This is a genomic window from Cellulophaga fucicola (assembly GCF_900119145.1).
GTDB lineage: Bacteria > Bacteroidota > Bacteroidia > Flavobacteriales > Flavobacteriaceae > Cellulophaga > Cellulophaga fucicola.
In genome coordinates, this window is sequence record NZ_FPIY01000001.1 from 392,549 (window position 1) to 416,762 (window position 24,214).

General features: G+C 30.8%; 17 protein-coding genes. 12 read left to right on the plus strand and 5 right to left on the minus strand.

Annotated features, from left to right (window positions below):
* Positions 1–43: 43 nt before the first annotated feature.
* The 3 genes from BT107_RS01745 to BT107_RS01755 form a co-directional block, all read right to left on the minus strand.
* A complete protein-coding gene (locus BT107_RS01745) occupies positions 44–1,051 on the minus strand; it encodes a glycosyltransferase family 2 protein (RefSeq protein ID WP_072302028.1) in 1,008 nt (335 codons plus the stop codon).
* Between the two features lie 4 nt (positions 1,052–1,055).
* On the minus strand, positions 1,056–1,742 hold the full coding sequence (locus tag BT107_RS01750) for an SGNH/GDSL hydrolase family protein (protein WP_072302029.1): 687 nt from the start codon (positions 1,740–1,742) through the stop codon (positions 1,056–1,058).
* A gap of 101 nt (positions 1,743–1,843) precedes the next feature.
* Complete coding sequence (locus BT107_RS01755; RefSeq protein WP_072302030.1) at positions 1,844–2,287, minus strand: hypothetical protein; 444 nt, start codon at positions 2,285–2,287, stop codon at positions 1,844–1,846.
* Positions 2,288–2,571: 284 nt separating this feature from the next.
* Between BT107_RS01755 and BT107_RS01760 the strand changes: the two genes are divergently transcribed.
* The 10 genes from BT107_RS01760 to BT107_RS01805 all read left to right on the plus strand — a co-directional run bounded on the left by BT107_RS01760 (position 2,572) and on the right by BT107_RS01805 (position 18,168).
* Positions 2,572–3,321, plus strand: a complete 750-nt coding sequence (locus tag BT107_RS01760; protein ID WP_072302031.1) for a hypothetical protein — start codon at positions 2,572–2,574, stop codon at positions 3,319–3,321.
* The gene (locus tag BT107_RS01765) at positions 3,322–6,090 is read left to right on the plus strand and encodes a TonB-dependent receptor domain-containing protein (protein ID WP_072302032.1); all 2,769 of its coding nucleotides are present in this window, start codon (positions 3,322–3,324) and stop codon (positions 6,088–6,090) included.
* A 6-nt stretch (positions 6,091–6,096) separates the two neighbouring features.
* Positions 6,097–7,320, plus strand: a complete 1,224-nt coding sequence (locus BT107_RS01770; RefSeq protein WP_072302033.1) for a DUF4249 domain-containing protein — start codon at positions 6,097–6,099, stop codon at positions 7,318–7,320.
* Positions 7,321–7,330: 10 nt separating this feature from the next.
* Positions 7,331–9,094 carry a hypothetical protein gene (locus tag BT107_RS01775; RefSeq protein WP_072302034.1) on the plus strand — a complete coding sequence of 588 codons (1,764 nt, stop codon included), beginning with the start codon at positions 7,331–7,333 and terminating at the stop codon, positions 9,092–9,094.
* 411 nt (positions 9,095–9,505) lie between these two features.
* Positions 9,506–11,182 (plus strand): dihydroxy-acid dehydratase, encoded by a 1,677-nt coding sequence (gene ilvD, locus BT107_RS01780; protein ID WP_072302035.1) that lies wholly within the window; start codon positions 9,506–9,508, stop codon positions 11,180–11,182.
* An 82-nt stretch (positions 11,183–11,264) separates the two neighbouring features.
* Positions 11,265–12,998 (plus strand): biosynthetic-type acetolactate synthase large subunit, encoded by a 1,734-nt coding sequence (gene ilvB, locus BT107_RS01785; protein WP_072302036.1) that lies wholly within the window; start codon positions 11,265–11,267, stop codon positions 12,996–12,998.
* A 58-nt stretch (positions 12,999–13,056) separates the two neighbouring features.
* On the plus strand, positions 13,057–13,584 hold the full coding sequence (ilvN, locus tag BT107_RS01790; RefSeq protein ID WP_072302037.1) for an acetolactate synthase small subunit: 528 nt from the start codon (positions 13,057–13,059) through the stop codon (positions 13,582–13,584).
* Between the two features lie 46 nt (positions 13,585–13,630).
* Positions 13,631–15,106: a ketol-acid reductoisomerase gene (ilvC, locus tag BT107_RS01795; protein ID WP_072302038.1), complete on the plus strand. Its 1,476-nt coding sequence runs from the start codon at positions 13,631–13,633 to the stop codon at positions 15,104–15,106.
* 70 nt (positions 15,107–15,176) lie between these two features.
* Positions 15,177–16,427, plus strand: a complete 1,251-nt coding sequence (gene ilvA / locus BT107_RS01800) for a threonine ammonia-lyase IlvA (RefSeq protein WP_072302039.1) — start codon at positions 15,177–15,179, stop codon at positions 16,425–16,427.
* Positions 16,428–16,581: 154 nt separating this feature from the next.
* Entirely contained in the window at positions 16,582–18,168 is a 1,587-nt protein-coding gene (locus BT107_RS01805) for an NADP-dependent glyceraldehyde-3-phosphate dehydrogenase (protein ID WP_072302040.1), read from the plus strand.
* Between the two features lie 34 nt (positions 18,169–18,202).
* On the opposite strand, the gene BT107_RS01810 is transcribed toward BT107_RS01805, so the two are convergent.
* Together BT107_RS01810 and BT107_RS01815 are read right to left on the minus strand one after the other, a co-directional pair.
* Entirely contained in the window at positions 18,203–18,841 is a 639-nt protein-coding gene (locus tag BT107_RS01810; protein ID WP_072302888.1) for a hypothetical protein, read from the minus strand.
* A gap of 110 nt (positions 18,842–18,951) precedes the next feature.
* A complete protein-coding gene (locus BT107_RS01815; RefSeq protein ID WP_072302041.1) occupies positions 18,952–21,108 on the minus strand; it encodes a TonB-dependent receptor in 2,157 nt (718 codons plus the stop codon).
* A gap of 233 nt (positions 21,109–21,341) precedes the next feature.
* Here BT107_RS01815 and BT107_RS01820 point away from each other — a divergent pair, with 233 nt between their 5' ends.
* Together BT107_RS01820 and BT107_RS01825 are read left to right on the plus strand one after the other, a co-directional pair.
* On the plus strand, positions 21,342–22,532 hold the full coding sequence (locus tag BT107_RS01820; RefSeq protein ID WP_072302042.1) for an MFS transporter: 1,191 nt from the start codon (positions 21,342–21,344) through the stop codon (positions 22,530–22,532).
* Between the two features lie 69 nt (positions 22,533–22,601).
* Complete coding sequence (locus BT107_RS01825; RefSeq protein WP_072302043.1) at positions 22,602–24,182, plus strand: TPM domain-containing protein; 1,581 nt, start codon at positions 22,602–22,604, stop codon at positions 24,180–24,182.
* Positions 24,183–24,214 lie beyond the last annotated feature (32 nt).

A 24,214-nucleotide genomic window follows, 5' to 3' on the forward strand; every position in this document is an offset into this window, starting at 1 on the left:
AATTTTTCAAATATAAACAAATTGAAGTAAAGCGAATAGTACTTTAGCAAAAGAAAAAATAATCTTTTACAGTGTTAAGGTTTAAAGAATTAAGATATGTTTTTATGTTTACTTGTTCTTCTTGGTTGGCAACAGTAATAATTATTAGTGGGTTAGTCTGTTTTGCAACAGAAGAGAAGTGATGTAGTTTTTGATCATATATGTCTTTTCCTATTTTTTTATTGTTATTACATACCCAGTAAAACGGAATTTGTTTTGTTAGTAGTTTCTTGGCTATTTCTTTTCCTTTTTTTCCTGCGCCCCAAACAATTAATGTGTTATTTGCCTTGTGCTCTAACTCTAAGAAATAATCTAATTTTATATCTAAGAAATAATTTTGAGCATAATGCTCACTAGTTCTAGAGGTTCTTGTAGAATAGTCTCGCCATAAATGTAAAGTTGAATTGCAAGGAATACATTTTAAATTATGTTTGTAGAACCTAAAAGCTAAATCATAATCTTCTGGATACCTATTGGGGTTAAAACCGTCAACTAGATCAAAATCTGATTTGTGTACCATCCAACAAGGAGAAGGAACAACGCATTCTTTATAAATTTCGGAATAATTACTGCCGTTTATGGTTAATTTGTTTAGCCATTCTTCATACATTTTATAGCCATCGTTAACTCCATTTTCTGCAAAATATTTAACCTTACCAATTGCAATATGTTTTTGTCCGTTTTTTAAAAGCAAAGAGAGTAAAACTTCAATTTTATTAGGAGTCATAATATCATCAGAATCCATTCTGGTAATATAACTTCCGTTTGCTAATGTATAGGCAAATTGTAAAGCGCTAATAATACCTTTACCTGTATTTAATGTTGTTTTTATTCTGTTGTCTTTTGCAGCGTATGCGTGTAGTATAGAAGCACTATTATCTGTAGAATGGTCGTTTATGGCTATTATTTCCCAGTTTTTGTACGTCTGTAAAATTATAGAAGAGATACATTCATCTAAAAATTTTTCAACATTTTTAAACGGTATAAGAATACTAACTAAAGGGGTTTGCATTGTGTTATTTCTTTAACGCTTTGGCAATTGCCTCTTCTGCTAAAGGAGCCATAATCTGATAGCCTAATTTATTTGGATGAACACCATCTCCAGAATGCTTTTTTTGCAATCCGTTTTCTTTTGTAGCCATTACAGAAAAGTAATCTAGATATATAAAATTGTTTTCTTTGGCATATGTTTTAAGCATTGTATTTAATGCAGGTATTTTTGTGTTTGGATCTTTGTTAGGAGCCCAAGGATAGTCAAATGCAGGAAGTGTAGAAGAAATTACAACTTTAATATTGTGTTTGGCCGCTAACTCTGCCATACTCTTAATATTATCAGTGATTTCATTTAATGTAGTAGGGCCGGTGTTACCAGCAATATCATTAGTGCCAGCTAATATTACAACAACTTTAGGATTAAGGTTTATTACATCTTGTCTAAAACGCAATAACATTTGTGGTGTAGTTTGTCCGCTTATACCACGATTTATGTATGGTTTATCTTTAAAGAAACTAGGCATAGCATTACTCCAACCTTCTGTAATAGAATTACCCATAAAAACAATTCTATTTTCGTTTTTTACAGGAGTACTTAAATTGGTATTAGCCTCTTTGTATTTAGTTAAATTAGCCCAGTCTTGTGCTTGTGAGTTGCATGACATAAAAAAACAGAGAATTAAAGTACTATAAGTTATTACTTTTTTCATCTTTTAATTTTAGTTAAAGACCGAAGGTAATTAAAAAATACATTACTATTAAAATGAAGCACAAGAAGTAGGCATTCTTATGCTTCAATTTAATAAAGTATTTATATTTTTTTTATGTTCGCGTTTAAGCCTTCAACAATACCAATAATATTATTTATAGTCTCTGTAAAATGATGTTTAATTAAATCGTTTGGTATGCGTATAGTTGTAAACCCATTTTTAAAAGAATGCATTGCCTCTTCTAAATCGTTTATAGCTTGCTCATGGGTTAGCATATTGTATTCTGTATCTATTTCTATATTAAGTTTTACTCTAGAAATAGCTATATCTATAGATTTTTTACCGTCCCACCATTCTAACATAGGGTTTAGGTTTCTTTCTTTTAGGCCATAATATAATTGTATAGCCTCTTTAGGTGTATTGTTTTTTAAGATTAATCTGTTTAATCTCACTTGATGCTTAGCACATAATTCAACACCAAATGCATCTATGGCATTTTTGTGGTCAATATAGCTCAGCTCTTTCTTACATTCTAAACATATCATTAATAGTAGGTTTAATAAGGTTTGGGGTTATTATAACCGTACTTTTTTTAGTTTATTATTTACGTTTCGATGAAATACACACAACTTCTAAACTTTTAGATGAAATACACTTTTTGGGGCTAATTAGTTTGTAATTCTTTCAATACAATATACTTTTTTATTTTTTTTGTTAAAATTATATGAATATTTGTTAAAATTTAATTAAATTATCCTGTAAAAGATATATTTGAGTTAATAAATAACCTTACCAAACCTTTGTCTTTAATATGAACCAAAAATGCATAATGTACATAGTGTGTATTGCTATGTTTTGTATCTCTCCCTTTTTGTATAGTCAATTAGATTTTGAAAATGATTTTAGAAATACCAATGTTGACTTATATAGTTGGTTTGACAAAGAAGTTGGATTAGAAAAAACAGTTATCTATAACGGATTTTTAGATGATGGTGATGGTTATTTTGAAAAAGATAGATCGTTTGAAAATACAAATAGATATTACAAACAATTTGATTTTTTTGATGGAAGCATAGTATATGACAAACAATTATTTAATAATGTAAAAATTAAATATGATGTTTTTGAAGATGAATTGCTTCTTAATTTGAAAAACAGTAATAATAATCTAATTACTATTCAACCAATAAATAATAAGGTAGACAGTTTTGTTTTAAACTCCCAATACTTTGTAAATATAGATAATTTAACTGTTGAGAAAGGGAATTATAAGGGTTATCTAAAATTATTATTAGATAATGAAAATTTTCAATTGTATAAAAAACATCTAAAAAGTAGAATAGAAAAAAGGTCTAGTAACAAATTATTATATCAGTTTTCAGACAGAGAATATAATTTATTACATTATAAAAAAAGTTTAATAAAGATTAAAAATATTAGAAATCTAAATAAAATTTTTCCCGAGTATAAATCTGTTATTAGAGAATATTCAGTTAAGGACAAAAGAAGTGATTCTAATATTATAGATTTATTAAAAAAAATAAATTTATTAATGAATAAAAAGGCTAAAGCGTTATAAATGAAAAAATATATAATTTTAGCTTTAATATTACTCTTTAGTTTAACTACTTACTCTCAACAAAAAGAAACATTAGTAACTATTCAATTTAAAGATTCTCCTATTAAAGATGTTTTAAGTAAAATTGAAAACAGCTATAATCTTAACTTTTATTTTTCTGATAAATGGTTTAATAGTGGTAAAGTATCTGGTATTTATACAGAGGAAAAATTAACAACCATTTTAGAAGATATCTTTAAAAATACAGATTTAAATTATTTTATTGATAAAGCAAATGTTTATATTCTGCAAAATAGAATTGTATACAATGAGTTACCTAAAATTTTCTCAGCTCCAATAAATGATACAGTAAGTATTAAAGAGAAAAAAAGTAATATTATTACCCCTGTTTTTTACAATAAAAATAATAATGATGTAAATAATAGTATCATTGAAACTGTTAGGATTGGTAAGTCTACTATAAATAGTACTAAAAGTATTTTTACATTAAGCGGGTATATAAAACAACATTTAAATAATGAACCTATTCCTAATGTAACTATTTATGTAAAAAATAGAAATTTAGGGGTATCTACAAACAATAATGGTTTTTATGAAATTAAGTTGCCCAAAGGAGAAAACTTAATAGAAGTGAGCTCTATAGGTGTAAAGACACAAATAAAAAGAGTCTTTTTATTTAATAATGGGCAGTTAAATTTTAGTTTAAATGAAGATATAGAAGAATTAGATGAAATTATTGTAGATGGTGCACAAGATGTTAATGTAGAAGAAACCCTAATGGGTACTTCAGAAATAGACTCGGAAGAGTCTAAAAATATACCACTGGTTTTAGGAGAACGAAATATATTAAAAGTGGCAACTACACTACCAGGTATTACTACTGCAGGAGAAGGAGCTACAGGCTTTAATGTAAGAGGAGGTAAAACAGACCAAAATTTAATACTTTTAGATGATGCAGTTATTTATAACCCATCTCATTTTTTTGGTATTTTTCAGGCTTTAAACCCATTTACAACTAAGAGTTTAAAAGTATACAAAGGCAGTATTCCTTCAGAATTTGGAGGGCGTTTATCATCAGTTTTTGATATAAAATCTAAAGATGGAAGTATAGATAATTTTACTGGCGAAGCATCCATAGGGCCAATTACAAATAATATTGCATTAGAACTTCCTGTTGTAAAAGGTAAATCCTCATTAATGGTTGGTGGGAGATCTACTTATTCTGACTGGGTTCTAAAATCATTGGATGATGATAATTTAAAAAAGAGTAAAGCAAATTTTTATGACTTAATAGCAAAGTACAATCATAAAATTAATGATAAAAATGACATTAAAGCTACAGCATATTACAGTAAGGATGTTTTTAGCATAACTTCAGATTCCTTATACAGTTACAATAATGCAGTTTTTTCTTTAAGCTGGGATAATCAGTTAAACGATAAAAATGTAGGTAATTTATCCTTATTTAACAGTCATTACGGATTTAATATAGATTATGATGGAGATACAAATGATGATTTTGCGTTTGATTACGGAATTATAGAAACAGGTTTTAAATATAAAGTAACATACTTATATAATAGTAAACATAAAATTAACTATGGTATAACTAGTAAGCTATATAATGTTACCCCAGGTAATAAAGAACCTTTGGGAGATGAATCTGATGTAGAGAAAATTAATTTAGATAAAGAAAAAGGATTGGAATCTGCTATTTTCTTATCAGACGATTTCGAATTAAATGATAAATTGATGTTTAATTTAGGAGTTAGATATTCAGCCTTTACAACATTAGGAAAAAATATAACAAGAGTTTATAAGAATGAAGAACCTAAAAATGATGAAACAGTAGAAGAAATAGTAAACTTTGATAATAATGAAGAAGTAAAAACTTATGGAGGGTTAGAAACTAGAATAGCTGTTAGATACTTATTAAAAGATAATTTATCAATTAAGGCTAGTTATAATAAAATGTATCAATACATACACACTTTATCTAATAACACTACAGGGTCTCCTATTGATACTTGGAAATTATCAGACTACAACATTAAACCACAAAAAGCAGAACAGTTTGCTTTAGGATTATATAAAAATATTGAAGGGAATGATTATGAAATTAGTTTAGAAGGCTACTATAAATTGTCTAATAACGTGCCAGATTTTAAAACGGGAGCACAGTTAACATTAAATGAAAATATAGAAACTGAAATTTTGCAAGGTAAAGGAAAAGCTTATGGAGTAGAATTTTTAGTACGTAAAAATGCAGGAGATGTAAATGGATGGTTAAGCTACACGTATTCTAGATCTTTTTTAAAGTTGAATAGTAAGTTTTCTGAAGAACAAGTTAACGACGGAGACTATTTTCCTTCAAATTATGATAAGCCTCATAACTTAAATTTGGTTTCTAATTTTAAAATAACACGTAGGTTTAGCTTTTCAGGTAATTTTACATATCAAACAGGAAGACCAGTAACATATCCCATTGGAAACTTTACATACAAAGGATCAAATTATTCAATATACAGTGATAGAAATAAGTTTAGAATACCAGATTATTTTAGGTTAGATCTAAGTTTTAATGTAGAAGGTAATCATAAACTTAAAAAAATAGGACATAGTTTTTGGAACATATCTGTGTACAATGTACTTGGAAGAAATAACCCTTATTCGGTTTATTTTGTAACAGAAGACAATGAAGTTAAGGCGTATAAAAGCTCTATTTTTTCTATTCCAATTCCAACCATAACTTACAATATAAAATTTTAAACTGAAATGATAAAAAACATTATAAATCTTAATAAGGCTTTCTTTGCTTTTTTACTAGTTACTTTTTTATTAGTAGGTTGTATTGAGGAGTTTACTCCAGAAACAAAAGATTATGACAGTATATTAGTTGTAGATGCTGTTTTAACAGACGAGTATAAGTATCAGAAAATAAAGTTAAGTAGAACTTTTAAATTTGAAGAAGACGGTGCTAAAAGCGAAGAAGGGGCTACTATTTCTATTTCAGATAATTTAAATAATGAATATAGTTTTAGTGAGTTAGAGTCGGGAGAATATGTATCAGATGTAGCTTTTAAAGCAGAAAACTTAGAGTATGTATTATATGTAAAAACAGCTAACGGTAAAGAATATAAATCTACTGTTACAATTTTAAGTACAGGTAGTGAAATAGATAATGTCTCTGGGAAAATAACAACTAATTCTAATCAAGAGCAAGGTGTTTCAATAGTGGTAGATGTTAAAGAAGCTTCAGGAGAAGTAAAGTATTATAGGTATGAGTATGAAGAAACTCATAAAATTATAGCACCATGGTTTAACAAAAGAAAAGCTATTATAGTTTCTGAAGAACCACCTGAAATAAAAATTGAAAATTTTAATGATGAAACAGGTAAAGTTTGTTACAGTACTAAAGAGTCCAATTCTTTAATTATAGGATCTACAGAGGGCCTAAGTGGAGGACAGTTAGTTAATTTTCCGGTAAGGTTTATAGATAGAAATGATTATAAAATTTTAAACAGATATACCATATTAGTTAAACAGTATATTATATCTAGAGAAGCACATACTTTTTATAAGACTTTAGAGGATTTTTCTAGTTCAGAGAGTTTGTTTTCGCAAATACAACCTGGTTTTTTAAAGGGAAATATAGAGAGTGTAAATGATAAAAATGAAAAAGTTATTGGTTTTTTTGAAGTTTCATCTGTTTCATCTAAAAGAATATTTTTTGAGTATAAAGATATTTTTACAGATAAACCTTCTAATGCTAAGTATCCATTTTCTTGTTCATTTATAGCTCCTACAGATGAAAGAAAAGTAATAGAAATTCTTAAAAATAATAGCTATACATGGATTACAGATGAACCTGAGCTCTGTACTAATGAGTTTTGTCCTTATGGTGAAATAGAAGAAGGACCTAATGTATATGTTAGAGTTGCATGTGGAGATTGTAGTGTTTTTAGTAGTAGTATAGTTCCTGATTTTTGGGAAGATTAAAATATAATTAATGAAAAAAATATATAAAATTTTTATCTTGTTTTTTTTTATTCAATTTTCCAATTTTTTAATTGGTCAACAAAATAAAATAGAGAGTAATGTTTCTAACGCATTAAAAGAACAAGTTTTTATACATTACAACTCTAGTTTGTTATTAGTAGGTGAGTATCTTCACTATACTATGTATTGTACTTATTTAAAAAATCAAAAACCAAGCACTATTAGTAAAATTGGTTATGTAGAACTAGTAGGTGAAGGTAATAAAGTTATTATTAGCCAAAAAGTTAGGCTTATTAATGGTTTAGGAAGAGGAGATTTTTTTCTACCCGTTTCTATACCCAGTGGAAACTATAAAATTATTGGATATACAAATTGGATGAAAAATAATGAAACCACATCTTACTTTGCTGGGGACATTAATGTTATTAATCCTTATCAGGAAAATCAAAAAATAAATTTTATAACAAATAAAAATTTAAGTAATAATAATTTTGATCTAAAAAACGAAACTACAAATAAAGTCGATTTAACAGTTGAGTTGTCCAATAACACATACAAGCAACGTTCAAAAGTGAGTATGTCGCTATCTCCAAATCAAGAACATATTAATGGCAATTATTCTATATCTGTTCATCAGAAAAATTCTATTATTACAAATACAGAAGATTATTCTAATAATTATAAAGAATTTAAAGGTGAGGAATATCCATATATTAAGCTTGTAGAAGGTAGTGCAATTTCTTTACCAGAGTTACGGGGGGAAATTATTAAAGGAACTATAGAAACAGCTAATACTGCTTTACCAATTCATAATATTTCTATCTCTATTTCCGTACCTAATAGTAATGGTTATTTTTTTAAATTTTCAAGAACAAACAGTAAAGGAGAGTTTGTTTTTATTTTAGATAAAGAGTATGATGCTGATGATGCTGTTATTCAGGTAATTAGTAAAAATAATAATGATTATAAGTTAAAAATATTACCATATACAGGAGTAGATTTATCAAACTTAACATATAAAAGACTAAGAATACCATATTCGGCTAATCAGTTAATATTAAATAGAAGTATCCATAATCAAATAGATAATGCCTATTTTGAATTAAAACCAGATTCAATTTTAATTAACAAAAAGAGTGAACCCTTTACAATGAATAATAAGATTGTTTACAAACTAGATGATTATACGCGTTTTAAAACAGTAAAAGAAACATTAATAGAAGTAGTAGACAATGTTTGGTCTAAGAAAATAGATGATAATAGATATGTTTTTCAAGTAAGAATGGAAAATAAAGCTTATGATTATTTTGAATTGCCAGAAATTAAGGCTCTTGTTCTTGTAGATGGTGTAGTTGTTCAGGATCATACAATTATGATGGATTATGATGCTAGAAAAATAGAAAGTATTAGTCTTTTAAAAAGAAAATATGTTTACGGAGAAGAAGTTTATCAAGGTATAATTGAAATTTTCACAAAAGCGGGTGATTTCAAATTACCTTATTCTAAATCAGGTGTAATAAATTATAATTTGTTTAAGCCAATACAAAATTTAATTTATTATAAACCTAATTACAAAAAATTAGATATTAATAAACATATTCCAGATTTTAGATATCAATTGTTATGGGAACCAAATATTACTTTTAAAGATTTAAAAACTAAAGAAATAGAGTTCTATACGTCAGATGTAAAAGGAGCTTTTACACTTACACTTAAAGGGTTTACAGAAAATGGTAAGGAAGTGTCAATAGAAAAAGATTTTATAGTTGAATAATTTTTTAAAAATAAAAAGTAGTATTTAAAAAAAATTATATCTAATATTGTTATCAGAATGAAAACAAACAACATAATTATTATCGTATTAGTCATTATTATCTCTCTCTGGGGGTGATACGGTCTTATATTGATTTTAAGAAAAGCCTGTGTCATACAAATTGACACAGGCTTTTTTTTGTTTTAAGCTTTACGTAAAGCTTAGATGTTAGGAGTAAATACTCTAAATAAAAATAGCTGAGTGTGATACAAATTAAGGGTTTATGTTTCTGGTAATTAACGAGTTAAGTAAATATATTGAAGGTTGAATTTATATAAAAAAACAATGTTAAAAAAATGAAGAAAGTGAAAGAATTATATTTGAATAGTAAATTATATTTAATAAAGTCAAAGAATTACAATATATAGCCAAATGGAGTTAAATAAGTACAGTAAGAACGTAACACAAGACCCTACACAACCAGCAGCACAAGCTATGTTGTACGGTATAGGTTTTAAAGATGAAGATTTTAGTAAGCCAATTGTGGGTATTGCAAGTACTGGTTACGAAGGTAATCCGTGTAATATGCACTTAAATGATTTAGCTAAGGACGTTAAGGAAGGTGTTAATTCTAATGAGTCTGTTGGACTAATTTTTAATACAATTGGTGTTAGTGACGGTATTTCTATGGGGACTCCAGGAATGCGTTTTTCATTGCCTTCTAGAGATATTATAGCAGATTCTATGGAGACTGTTGTGCAAGGTATGTCTTATGACGGTTTAGTAACTGTTGTTGGTTGTGATAAGAATATGCCTGGTGCACTTATGGCTATGATCCGTTTAAATAGGCCATCTATATTGGTTTATGGTGGTACCATTGCTTCGGGTTGTCATAATGATAGAAAGCTAGATATCGTTTCTGCTTTTGAAGCTTGGGGAGAAAAGGTGGCTGGTACTATGAAAGAAGAAGAATTTGGTTGTATTATTAAAAAAGCTATTCCAGGTGCAGGTGCTTGTGGTGGTATGTATACAGCAAATACTATGGCTTCAGCAATAGAAGCATTAGGTATGTCTTTACCTTACAACTCATCTAACCCAGCAACAGGAAAAGAAAAAAAGCAAGAATGTATAGATGCAGGTAAACAAATGTATTACCTGTTAGAAAAAGATATTAAGCCATTAGATATTGTTACAAGAAAATCAATAGAGAATGCAATTCGTTTAGTAACAATTATGGGAGGTTCTACAAATGCTGTATTGCACTTTTTAGCTATTGCTAGAGCAGCAGATATAGACTTTACATTACAAGATTTTCAAAAAATAAGTGACACCACTCCTTTTATAGCAGATTTAAAACCTAGTGGTAAATATTTAATGGAAGACGTACACCGTATTGGTGGTATTCCGGCAGTATTAAAATACTTATTAGAAAACGGATTGTTACACGGAGATTGTTTAACTGTTACCGGTAAAACATTAGCAGAAAACTTAAAAGATGTTCCAGGTTTAATAGAGGGGCAAGATGTTATTCGTCCTCTAGAAAACCCAATTAAAGCAACAGGTCATTTACGTATGTTGTATGGCAATTTAGCAGAGAATGGCTCTGTAGCAAAAATAACAGGTAAAGAAGGGTTGTTATTTAAAGGTACAGCTAAGGTTTTTAATAGCGAATACGATGCTAATGATGGTATTAGAGACGGAAAAGTTAAAAAAGGTGATGTAGTCGTCATTAGATATGAAGGACCAAAAGGCGGACCAGGAATGCCAGAAATGCTTAAACCAACAGCAGCTATTATGGGTGCTGGTTTAGGGAAAGAGGTAGCATTAATTACAGATGGTCGTTTTTCTGGTGGTACACACGGCTTTGTTGTTGGTCATATTGCACCAGAAGCTCAAGATGGAGGTACAATTGCACTTGTAAAAGATGGAGATATTATTACAATAGATGCAGAAACAAATGCAATTAATGTAGATGTAACCAAAGAAGAACTTGCAAAACGTAAAGAATCTTGGTTGGCTCCAGAATTAAAATTTAAAAAAGGTGTGTTATACAAATACGCACGTTCTGTATCATCTGCAGCACAAGGTTGTGTAACGGATGAATTTTAACTAAAAATTTAAAAATTAGAAAAGTAACATTGCTTGGTTTTTAAAACTTTACAATAACACTTTTTACTTTAACTCTTTGAAGATGGAAACAGTAAAAGAAAAAAAGACAGGATCAAAAACTAAAAAGACCATAAAAATAAGTGGTGCAGAAGCAATTATACATTGCTTATTAGCAGAAGGAGTAGATTTAATTTATGGCTACCCAGGTGGTGCAATTATGCCTGTTTATGACGAGTTATATAAGTTTCAAGATAAATTAACTCATATTCTTACACGTCATGAGCAAGGGGCAACACACGCAGCTCAAGGGTATGCAAGGGTTTCAGGTAAAGTTGGTGTTGCATTAGCAACTTCTGGTCCTGGAGCAACAAATTTAGTGACAGGATTGGCAGATGCCCAAATAGATTCTACACCAATGGTGTGTATTACAGGCCAGGTTCCTAGACATTTATTAGGTACAGATGCTTTTCAAGAGACAGATATTGTTGGTATTTCTACACCAGTTACAAAATGGAATTACCAAGTTACAAGAGCTGAAGAAATTCCAGAAATATTAGCAAAGGCTTTTTACATTGCTAGATCTGGTAGACCTGGCCCTGTATTAGTAGATATTACTAAAGATGCACAGTTTCAAGAATTTGATTTTAGTTATGAAGCCTGCGTTGGTGTACGTAGTTACAATCCGTTTCCTAAAATTGATACGGCAAAAGTAGAAGCTGCTGCGGCACTAATTAATTCAGCAAAAAAGCCACTTATTGTATTTGGTCAAGGTGTAATTTTAGGAGAAGCAGAAGCACAACTTAAAGCATTAATAGAGAAAGCAGGTATACCATCTGCGTGGACTATTTTAGGTGTTGCTGCATTAAATAGTGACCATCCTTTAAACGTTGGTATGGTTGGTATGCACGGTAATTATGCTCCAAATGTATTAACTAATGAGTGCGATGTTTTAATTGCCATTGGTATGCGTTTTGATGATCGTGTTACTGGTAATTTAGATAGCTACGCTAAACAGGCAAAAATTATTCATTTTGATATTGACCCTGCTGAAATTAATAAAAATGTACAAACAGACGTTGCTGTTTTAGGCAATGCAAAAGATAGCTTAGAGGCTTTACTTCCTTTTATAAAAGAGAATGAGCACAAAGCTTGGCATACTGTTTTTAAAGAAATGTATCAGGTAGAGTTTGATACGGTTATAGAAAAAGATATTCGTCCAACCAAAGAAAGATTGACAATGGGCGAAGTTATAGAACAGGTTAATTTAGCTTCAAAAAATAGCGCCGTTATAGTTAGTGATGTTGGTCAGCATCAAATGATTGCTTGTAGATATGCAAAATTCAACCAGACAAAAAGTAATATTACATCTGGTGGTTTAGGTACTATGGGTTTTGCTTTACCAGCTGCTATTGGTGCCAAAATGGGAGCAATGGATAGGGAAGTAGTAGCTATTATTGGAGATGGCGGTTACCAAATGACAATACAGGAGTTGGGCGTAATTTTTCAGCATAAAGTACCTGTAAAAATCATTGTATTAAATAACGATCATTTAGGAATGGTACGTCAATGGCAAGAGCTATTTTTTGAAAAAAGATATGCATCTACTGTAATGGTAAATCCAGATTTTGTAAAAATAGCAGAAGGCTATCACATTAAATCTAAACGCGTTAGTGAACGTAGCGAGTTAAAATCTACAATTGAAGAAATGTTAGCGTCTAAAGAACCATATTTTTTAGAAGTTAAAGTAGAGCAAGAAGATAATGTTTTTCCTATGATTCCTTCTGGGGCTTCAGTATCAGACGTTAGATTAAAATAAGTTTAATTAAAAAATTCCAATAAAGGCTTTAATAGCACAAAATTGGGGCAATAAAAGAATGAAAAATAATTGGTATACCATATCGGTTTATTCTGAAAACAACGTAGGATTGTTAAACAGAATATCAGGCATATTTTTAAAAAGACACATTAATATAGAGGCTTTAAATGTTTCTAAATCAGAAATTAACAGCGTTTCTAAGTTTACTATTGTTGTGCATACTACAGAGCAATGGGTTATAAACATTGTGGGTCAGATTGAAAAACAAATAGAGGTCATAAAGGCATTTTATCATAATGATGATGATATAATTTACCAAGAGTCAGCTTTGTTTAAAATTAAATCAGATTTATTGTTTGATGAACGTGAGATTCAGAACATAATAAAAGAGAACAACTCACAAATAGTAACTGTAGCGCGTGACTTTTTTGTGCTTTCTAAATCTGGTAAAAGAGAAGAAATAAATAAAATGCATGAGCAACTAGAACCTTACGGAATAATGCAATTTGTACGTTCAGGTAGAATTGCAGTAAGTAAAGCAGAAATGCGTATTAGTAGCTTATTAGAAGAATTTCAACATAATTAATTAATCATTCTCAGTATACGTATTGAGATAAAAAAGAGTACAGAAAATGTCAAATTATTTTAACACCTTATCACTAAGAGACAAATTAACTCAGTTGGGTAAATGTAGATTTATGGATACTACAGAATTCTCTGATGGTGTAACAGCATTAAAAGGCAAAAAAATAGTAATTATTGGCTGTGGAGCTCAAGGCTTAAACCAAGGTTTAAATATGAGAGATTCTGGTTTAGATATTTCTTATGCTTTGCGTGATGCTGCTATACAAGAAAAAAGAGCATCGTTTAAAAATGCTTCAGAAAATGGTTTTACTGTAGGTAATTATAAAGAATTAGTGCCAACAGCAGATTTAGTAATTAACCTTACCCCAGATAAGCAACATACAAATGTTGTAAATACAGTAATGCCGTTAATGAAAAATGGTGCAACATTATCTTATTCTCACGGCTTTAATATTGTTGAAGAAGGTACACAAGTACGTAAAGATTTAACTGTTATAATGGTGGCGCCTAAGTCTCCAGGATCAGAGGTTCGTGAAGAGTATAAAAGAGGTTTTGGTGTACCAACACTTATTGCAGTTCACCCAGAGAACGATCCAGAAGGTAAAGGTTTAGCGCAAGCTAAAGCTTATGCAGCTGCTACAGGCGGACATAAAGCTGGTGTTTTAGAATCTTCTTTTGTTGCAGAAGTAAAATCAGATTTAATGGGTGAGCAAACTATTTTATGTGGTTTGTTACAAACAGGTTCTATTCTTTGTTTTGATAAAATGGTAGCAGAAGGTGTAGATGCTGGATATGCTTCTAAATTAATACAATACGGATGGGAAACTGTTACAGAGGGTCTTAAATATGGTGGTATCACTAATATGATGGATCGTTTGTCTAACCCTGCTAAAATAAAAGCATTTGAGTTAGCTGAAGAGTTAAAAGATATTATGCGCCCATTATTTCAAAAACATATGGATGATATTATGGAAGGCGAATTTTCTAAAACAATGATGGAAGATTGGGCTAATGGTGATAAAAACCTATTAGATTGGCGTGCTGCTACTGGTGAAACTGCTTTTGAAAAAACAGCTGCTGGTGACGTAGAAATTTCTGAACAAGAATTTTATGATAACGGTGTATTAATGATAGCTATGGTAAGAGCAGGTGTAGAACTTGCTTTTGAAGCTATGACAGATTCAGGTATTATTGAAGAGTCTGCATACTACGAATCTTTACATGAGACTCCGCTTATTGCCAATACAATTGCACGTAAAAAGTTATTTGAAATGAACAGAGTTATTTCTGATACTGCAGAATACGGTTGTTATTTATTTGATCATGCTTGTAAGCCTTTATTAAAAGACTTTATGGCCAAGGTAGATACTTCTATTATTGGTAAACCATACGCTGCTGGTGCAGGCAATGGTGTAGATAATGCTAAATTAATTGCTGTAAACAAGGCATTAAGAGAGCATCCGGTAGAAATTGTTGGTGCAAGATTAAGAGCGTCTATGACGGCAATGAAACCTATTGTATAAACCAAACTAAACTATTCTATAGCCTGCCTGGTTTCTTAGAAACTAGGCGGGTTTTTTAATTTTATTTTCAATGCATTATTTTCCAAATATAGAAGACATACGTAAAGCAGCTACTACAATAAGCGCAGTTGCAGATATAACCCCATTACTAGAAAGTATTCGCTATTCTAAACTTTTTAATGCTTCCATTTTATTAAAAAGAGAAGATTTACACCGTGTAAGATCTTATAAGATTAGAGGTGCTTTTAATAAAATTAATTCATTATCTGCTGAAGAAAGAAAAAGAGGAGTTGTTTGTGCAAGTGCTGGCAACCACGCGCAAGGTGTAGCTTTTGCTTGTAATCATTTAGGTATAAAAGGAACTATTTATATGCCTTCTGTTACGCCAAAACAAAAGGTAGAACAGACTGAAATGTTTGGAGGAGATTGGGTAACTATTGTTTTACAAGGCGATACTTTTGACGATTCATCTAAAGCGGCTATTCAGTTTTGCGAGGAGCATAAAAAGGTATTTGTACACCCTTTTAACGATCCTAAAACAATTGAAGGTCAGGCTACAGTTGGACTAGAAGCTATTCATCAATCTAAAAAAGAAATAGATTATGTATTTGTTGCAATTGGAGGTGGTGGTTTAGCTGCCGGTTTATGTGGTGTTTTTAAAGCTTTATCACCCAATACAAAAATAATTGGTGTAGAGCCTGCTGGTGCTCCTTCTATGAAAACAAGTATAGAAAACGGCGTAAATACAGAACTTACACAAATAGATAAATTTGTAGATGGTGCTGCTGTACAACGTGTGGGCGATTTAACTTTTGAGATTTGTAAAGAGTATTTAGATGCTGTTATTACAGTACCAGAGGGTAAAGTGTGTCAAACTATTTTAGATTTGTACAACAGAGATGCCATTGTAGTAGAACCTGCGGGTGCATTAACTATTTCTGCGTTAGACCAGTACGCTACAGAAATAGAAGGTAAAAACGTAGTTTGTATTGTTAGTGGTAGTAATAATGATATTACTAGAACTGCCGAGATTAAAGAACGTGCTCTCTTGTTTGCTAATTTAAAGCATTACTTTATTGTTCGTTTTCCGCAACGTCCAGGAGCTTTAAAAGAGTTTGTTGCAGAAATTTTAGGACCTACAGATGATATTACTCATTTTGAATATTCTAAAAAATCTAGCAAAGAGAATGCACCTGCTATTGTTGGTATAGAACTAAAGAGCCCAGAAGATTTAGATCCGTTAATTAATAGAATGAAAGCCAATAATTTCTTTGGTGATTACTTAAATAATAAGCCCGATTTATTTCAATATCTAGTGTAAATAAAAACAATTTTACAGATTTTCATTAAAAATCACAATTGAAAACGTTTTCGTTGATTTGCAGCTAAATATAATGGATTATAAGCTTATTTATAAACATAAGATTTAGTAAATTCACTACTCAAGATAATAGTTTAGTCTTAAAATTGAAAATATGAGTGTAACTACAATACCACAAGAATATAAAATTACCGAGCTTATAGAACAAAAAGAATACTTAGTTGGTGGCGACTTAAAAAAATGGAGCGGACCAAGTACAGAAGTATTTTCTACAATTTCGTCTACAGAAGAATACAAACCAACATTGTTAGGTAGTATTCCAGATATGGGAGAAGAAGAAGCTTTAGATGCGTTAAATGCAGCTTTAAAAGCGTATGATCAAGGACAAGGAGCTTGGCCAACTATGCGCGTTAAAGAGCGTATAGATTGTATGGAGAAGTTTGTAGACAAAATGGTTACTAAGCGAGATGAAGTTGTGAAACTTTTAATGTGGGAAATTGGTAAATCTCTTCCAGATTCTGAAAAGGAATTTGACCGTACAGTAATTTATATTAAAGATACAATTGAAGATTATAAGCAGTTAGATAGAGATGCTGCAAAGTTTCAAAAAAGTGATGGTGTTTATGCACATATTCGCAGAGGGCCATTAGGGGTTGTTCTTTGTTTAGGACCTTATAATTATCCATTAAACGAGACATTTGCATTGCTTATTCCTGCAATAATAATGGGGAATACCACAATATTTAAGCCTGCTAAACACGGTGTTTTATTAATTACGCCATTGTTAGAGGCTTTTCAATCATCATTCCCAAATGGTGTTGTAAATATTATTTTTGGTAGAGGTAGAGCAGTAGCTAGCCCTATTATGAAAACAGGTAAGGTAGATGTACTTGCGCTAATAGGTAACAGTAAATCTGCTAATGCATTACAAGATCAGCACCCAAAAAGTAATAGGTTGCGTTTGGTTTTAGGTTTAGAAGCTAAAAACCCCGCTATTATTTTACCAGATGCCGATTTAGATTTAACTATAGATGAATGTATTGCTGGTACGTTATCTTTTAATGGTCAGCGTTGTACAGCTCTTAAAGTTGTTTATGTACACGAGAGTATTGCAGAAGAATTTAACAAGCGTTTTGCGAAACGAGTAGACGAACTTAAGTTTGGTAACCCATGGGAAAATGGAGCAAAACTTACGCCATTACCAGAACCAAGTAAACCTGCATATATACAAGAACTTATAGATGATGCTACAGCAAAAGGAGCATCAATCTTAAATGCAAAAGGCGGAGAGACTACAGATAATTATATTTGGCCAGCAGTATTATACCCTGTTACTAAAGATATGCGTGTGTACCAAGAAGAGCAATTTGGACCAGTAGTGCCAATTGTTTCTTTTAGTAATATAGAAGAACCTTTAGATGATATGGCTGCGTCTAATTACGGGCAGCAAGTAAGTTTATTTGGTAAGGATGTGTATACATTGGCACCGTTAATAGATACATTAGTAAACTTAGTTTGTAGAGTAAACTTAAACAGTTCTTGTCAAAGAGGACCAGACGTTTACCCATTTACAGGTCGTAAAGATTCTGCACAAGCAACATTAAGTGTGCACGATGCTTTACGTTCTTTCTCTGTACGTACTTTTGTTGCGTCTAAAGACAACGATATTAATAACGAAATTATAGAACAATTATTAGAGACTAGATTATCTAACTTTATTAGTACAGATTATATTTTATAGTACTATAATTTAAGAAGTATAAAAATCCTCTCAATTAATTTTGAGAGGATTTTTTTTCACAGTTTTTCATTATTTTTTCAGCTCTGTCTAATCCGCTGTAAGGATAAAATTTAATTGTTTGCTCTTCTTTTTTAAATAATTCTACAGCTTTTTTTACATCTTTACAAAATGGCTCTAATGGTTGTCCAAAAAACTTAGCTGCTCCCATATCCCATTCTGCTTTACTTAAAATTACTCTTGGGTTATTTGGTGCAAGTGCTAATGCTTTGTTATATATGGCAACGTTTTTACCAGATAATGTCATTCCATATTTTTGTCCGTCAAAAGCAATATATGCTGTGTTTAATAAAGCGTAAGACATTAATATTTCAGGATTGTTTTCAGATAGTTTGTCAGCAGCATCTAAAAATGTTTTTGCTTTGTTTAGTTTAGCAGTTAATACGGCTTCATCCTTAACACCAAACGCACTTATAATTTCTACGGTAGCAGCATAATACGGTGGTAGCCAATTTTCTTTTTCTGCCGTAGAAATACGCTCAAAAATTTGTACTGCTTCTATGTTCTTTTTGTTTTTCCATAACTCAAATGCTTTGGTCATTCCTTTTTCATATTGTGTTTGTGCAGTTACACTTGCTACACATACAAAGGCTACTAATAATGCTAACTTTTTCATTTTATTAAATTTTATGTTGTTGTTTATTGCTTTTTCAAATATCATAACCTTTGGTTGGTTATGCATTTTTAAGTTACTCAGTTGTTACTTTTAGTTTCTGAAACGTAGATTTATAAATTATCTAGTTGATTGTCTTTTTTATTATCACTTATAGTCCAAAAGAAACCAACAAAAAAGAAGCGATCTGCAGCTGGTCTAATAGTTCTACTCTCAAAAACACCATTAGAATTAGATTGGTTTTTAAATTGATATCCGTTTATATTTTGCGTGCCAAAAACATTGCTAACAGAGAAGTATAGTATTTTTTGCTGACTAATTAAATACGCCCAATTTGCATTTACAGCGTTGTAGTTTTTTGCTTTACTATTTAAAAAACCATTTTTATTTGGGTCTGTATAGTTACGCCCAGAAGCAAAATTATAGCTTAAACCAACCTGACTTTTTAAATTACTTATAAAGTGTTTTATAACTACAGAAGCATTGTGTTGCGATGCAAAACTTGGTGTAGCTTTGGTTGGGTAATTTTTGTAATCTCGTTCTGTATCTAAATACGAGTAAGACACCCAGTATTCTGTGTTTTTAATAGTTTTATTATCTCTCCAAAATAAGTCTAAGCCCTTTGCAAAACCAGCACCATTATTACTATAGTTTGCTGTTGGTAGTGGTTGTTCTGTATTGTATTTTACTAAGTTGTTATAGTCTTTGTAATAAGCTTCAGCCCTAAATATTTGCTTGTTTTTTACATACTGATAATTGGCAATTAGATGTGATGTATTTTCTGCTGAAAAATTGGTATTAAATTTTAAATATTCATTTCTAGGATTTTGGTAAAATTGCCCATATGCTAATGAAACTTGAGAGTTAGCGCCAGATTTGTATGCTATAGAAGCTCTAGGTGACGCGGTAAACTCATTTAATAAGCTAGAATACTCACCGCGTAAACCAATATTTGCAGCCAATTTTTTAGAAAAGAAAATATTTGCTTCTGCAAAAGACGCAGTAATGTTGTTATTAAATGTATAATTATAAGTATCCTCATTTAATGCAGTATAGTCTTCATTGAAATTGGTAATAAAATATTCTGCTCCAAAATTTAAACGAAATCTACTGTTGTAAAACTTACTTAACTTTAATTTTAAATGAGCAGCATTTTCTGTGTCTTGTACAGTATTGTCTATAATATCTAAATCAGAATAATCATTAGCGTAAGACAAGCCAGTTTGTATGCTCCAATCATTTTTAAAAAAGTCTTTATAGGATGTATTAAAGTATAAATTTCTATTTTTCATACCAAAGCGTATGCCTTCTTGTATATTTATGTCCTCTTGTGTTACATCAAAATTTACAGTGCTAAAAGCTCCATATAACTTAAGTAAACCATTATTATTAATTTTATGTCTGTATACAGCTTCACCACCAAAAGATTGTACAGGTTTATGCCACTCATTATTATCTGGGTAAAGCTCTTGGTACGGTTTTAAATTTATGTATGATGCATTTATACTAAGTGAGTTTTTTTTCCATTTTTGAGTGTTTCCAATACCAGCGCCTACTGTCATTAAAGATATGTCTGTACGTTCCTCCTCCGGCTCATCAATACTATTTAAAAGTAAAACACTAGATAATGCTTGTCCGTATTCAGCAGAATATCCGCCAGTAGAAAAAGTAATTCCTTTAAATAAAAAAGGAGATAATCTGCCACGTGTAGGTATGTTATTGGCTGTAGGTGAGTAAGGACTAAATACGCGCATACCGTCTACAAAAATTTGGGTTTCTTCAGCATCTCCACCGCGAACAAATAAACGACCGTCTTCTGCAACGTTAGATGTGCCAGGTAGTGTTTGTAGCGCACCAATAAAATCGCCCATTGCACCAGCAGTAGTAACAATATCTAAAGGTTTTAGCGCTGTAACTTTCGCATTTTCTCCTGCCTTAAATGAGCCTGCATTTACAATTACAGCATCTAAAGTATTTACGTCTTCTTTAAGTTTTATGGTTATATTTTTTAAGTTTTTAACCAAGTCAGTTAAGTGGTACGTTTCAAAAGAAATAAACGAAACTATTAAAGTTTGTTCTCCTGTTTCTTCTGTGGTAAATGTAAATGTTCCATTGTCTATAGTTGCTGTACCATCATAAGTGCCATCTAAATAAACGTTGGCACCACCAATAGGGAGGCCTTTATTATCTGTTACTTTTCCAGAAATGGTGGTTTGTGCAGTTAGCGATAACTGAGTTAGTATAAATAATAAGAAAAGAAACTGTTTCATTTTAATAAGGTTTATTATTGTTTTAGATTGATGCTACAAATGTGACCTAGTTTGCAGTGTTTTGATAAAAAGAAATACCCAATTGTAGAATTTTACAGACCAACTGTTTTTTATACATTAATTAACATAAATGTGTTAATTCTGTAGTGTTGTTTCGGTAGTAATCTAGTTACCTTTGTACGCTTGTTTATGATTGAATTGTAGTCTAATTTATTTAGAAAGAAGTAGAAAAAATGAGCGCTAAGAAAATGAATAAAAAAGCATTAATTGCTTTAGCTATTGGGGGGTTTGGTATTGGAATGACAGAGTTTGTTATTATGGGTATTTTACCAGATGTAGCAATAGCATTAAAGATAACTATACCGCAAGCAGGACATTTTATAGCTGCATATGCTTTAGGAGTTGTAATTGGTGCGCCAATATTATCTACAATTGGTAGCAAATGGCCATCTCATAAAATGTTATTGGCTTTAATGCTTTGGTTTACTGTTTTTAATACACTTTCTGCTTTCTCGGAGAGTTACTCTAGTTTGCTAATTTTTAGATTTTTATCTGGTCTTCCTCACGGTGCTTTTTTTGGTATTGGGGCAGTGGTTGCTGGTAAATTAGCAACACCAGGTAAAGAACCACAAGCAATGGCAATTATGTTTGCAGGTCTTACTGTTGCAAATGTAATTGGTGTACCTATAGGTACTTATTTTGGGCATCATTTTAGCTGGAATGTAGCTTTTATGATGGTAGGTGTTGTTGGTATTATGGCTATGTTAGGTGTTTACTTTTGGATGCCAAAATTGCCTCCATCATCATCAGAAAATGTAAAAAAAGATTTTCAGATTTTTAAACGATTAGAACTTTGGGTTCTTATTTTGTTAACTACAGTGGGTACAGGTGGCTTTTTTGCTTGGTATAGTTATATAGCGCCATTAATTACAGACGTATCTAAATACCCTGAATATATGATTGGTTATGCTATGATTTTAGCAGGATTAGGAATGGTTGCGGGTAATTTTTTAGGAGCAAAATTAACAGAGAGGTTATCGCCAATGAGAGCCGTAATTACAAGTTTAGGTCTAATGGCTTTAGCTTTAGTAATTAATGCTTCTTTTGCAGCTAATCCCGTTTTAGTTTTAGTCTTAACTTTTGTAATTGGAGCAATATCTTTTAGTGTAGTTACACCATTACAAATGGCAATTATAAATGCATCCAAAGGATCAGAAATGTTAGGTTCTTCTATGAACCAAAGTGCATTTAATATGGGTAATGCATCCGGAGCTTATTTAGCTGGTTTGCCAATAGCAATGGGGTATAGTGTTATATCTTCTAGTTATGTTGGTGCTATTTTAGCCGGTACAGGTGCTTTAATTGCTGTTGGTATTGTTTTAAGTAGAAAAAGAAAAAAGAAAGCAAATAGCTCCAATCAATAATTAGTAGGGTAATTTTATCTTGTCAAGCTTGTTTTTTATTTCTAGTTTAGTTTGATATAAAACTAACCAATGAAATTTAAACAATACGGCTACCTACTTCTTTTACTTTTTGTACTACAATCTTGTACTAATAAAAACCCAGAAGAGATCGATATTTCTGAAACGGAAATTGAAGTATCCTATCTTAAAGATGAAGCTATTGAAGATGTTATTACTGTAGCGCCAATAGTTGAGGAGGATTCAATTTATAAAGCTGAAGAAGAAGAAATAGTACAAGATCTAGATATTCCAGAAACTGTAATAGCAGAAACAGAACCAGAATCAGAAGAACAGTCTTACAAACCTGTAGAATATCCAGTTTTTAAAGCTCCAAATTATTCTAATAAAGAAATAAAGTTTTATACGGTAGCTGATATTCCTAAACCTAGAGGAGAAGGTATTTTAGGATACGTTAGTGATCCAGATGGTTATATCTCTGCTATATATGAAGAGGAGATAAATAAAGTGTTGTTTGAGCTAGAAGCACATACATCTGCAGAAGTTACTGTTGTTATTGTTAAAAGTATAGGAGATAGAATACCTAAAAACTTTGCAACAGAACTCTTTAATAAATGGGGAATTGGTAAAGCAGATAAAGATAATGGTTTATTAATTTTAACTGTAATGGACCAGCGTAGAACCGAGTTTGAAACTGGTTATGGCTTAGAAACGGTGCTAACAGATAATACTTGTTATAGAATTGGGACAGATGAAATTGTTCCATTTTTTAAAGAAGGAGAATACGGTCAGGGCTTACTTAAGGCTTCAGACAGAGTAAAACAAATTGTAGAAAATCCAGATACTCTAGATTATATATACTCTAATGATGTTACTTATGAAGTAACTAGCAATAACAATAATACTAACTATTTTAATTATTTGCCTAGTAATTTGGGAATCTGGTTTTATGTTTTTATGTTATATATAATTAGTTGTATTTGTTTAAGCTTGTACTTCTATATATACATAGAAAGTATAGATAGGTCTAAAGAAGATTATTATGATAAATACAACAGACTGTTAGAGCATAAAATGGGATGTTTATATATTTTATTTCCAATTCCGTTACTTCATTTAAATAGCAGAATTATTAATTTATTAAAATCATATAGGTACGACCCCAGATTTAGTAAGGTTAATGGTAAGCCTTTGATATTATTGAATTCTAAAAATGAGAGAAACTTTTTAAAAGAAGGTCAGATTATAGAAGAAAATATAAACTCTGTAGATTATGATGTTTGGGTAACAGACGATGAAAGTGATGTTTTAATATTAAAGTATGAAGGCAATTCTAGTAGAAAATACGCAAGATGTAAAGAGTGTAAGTATAAAACAAAAGGGAAAACTAGATCTAAAGTTACTAAAAGAGCTAATTATGATAGACAAGGTGAACGTATAGATTATTATGAATGTAAAAACTGTAATGATAAAACATCTGAAGTTGTTGTATTAGCAAAATTGGTAAGAGAAAGCTCTAGTTCTTCTAGTAGTTCTAGCTCTGGGAGTGGCTATTCATCATCGTCATCTTCTTCATCATCTTCATCTTCTTCCTCATCTTCAAGTTATGGAGGTGGTAGCTCTGGAGGAGGAGGAGCAGGTGTTAGCTGGTAACTTTAAAAATATAAAAAGCCTTTGAATGTAGA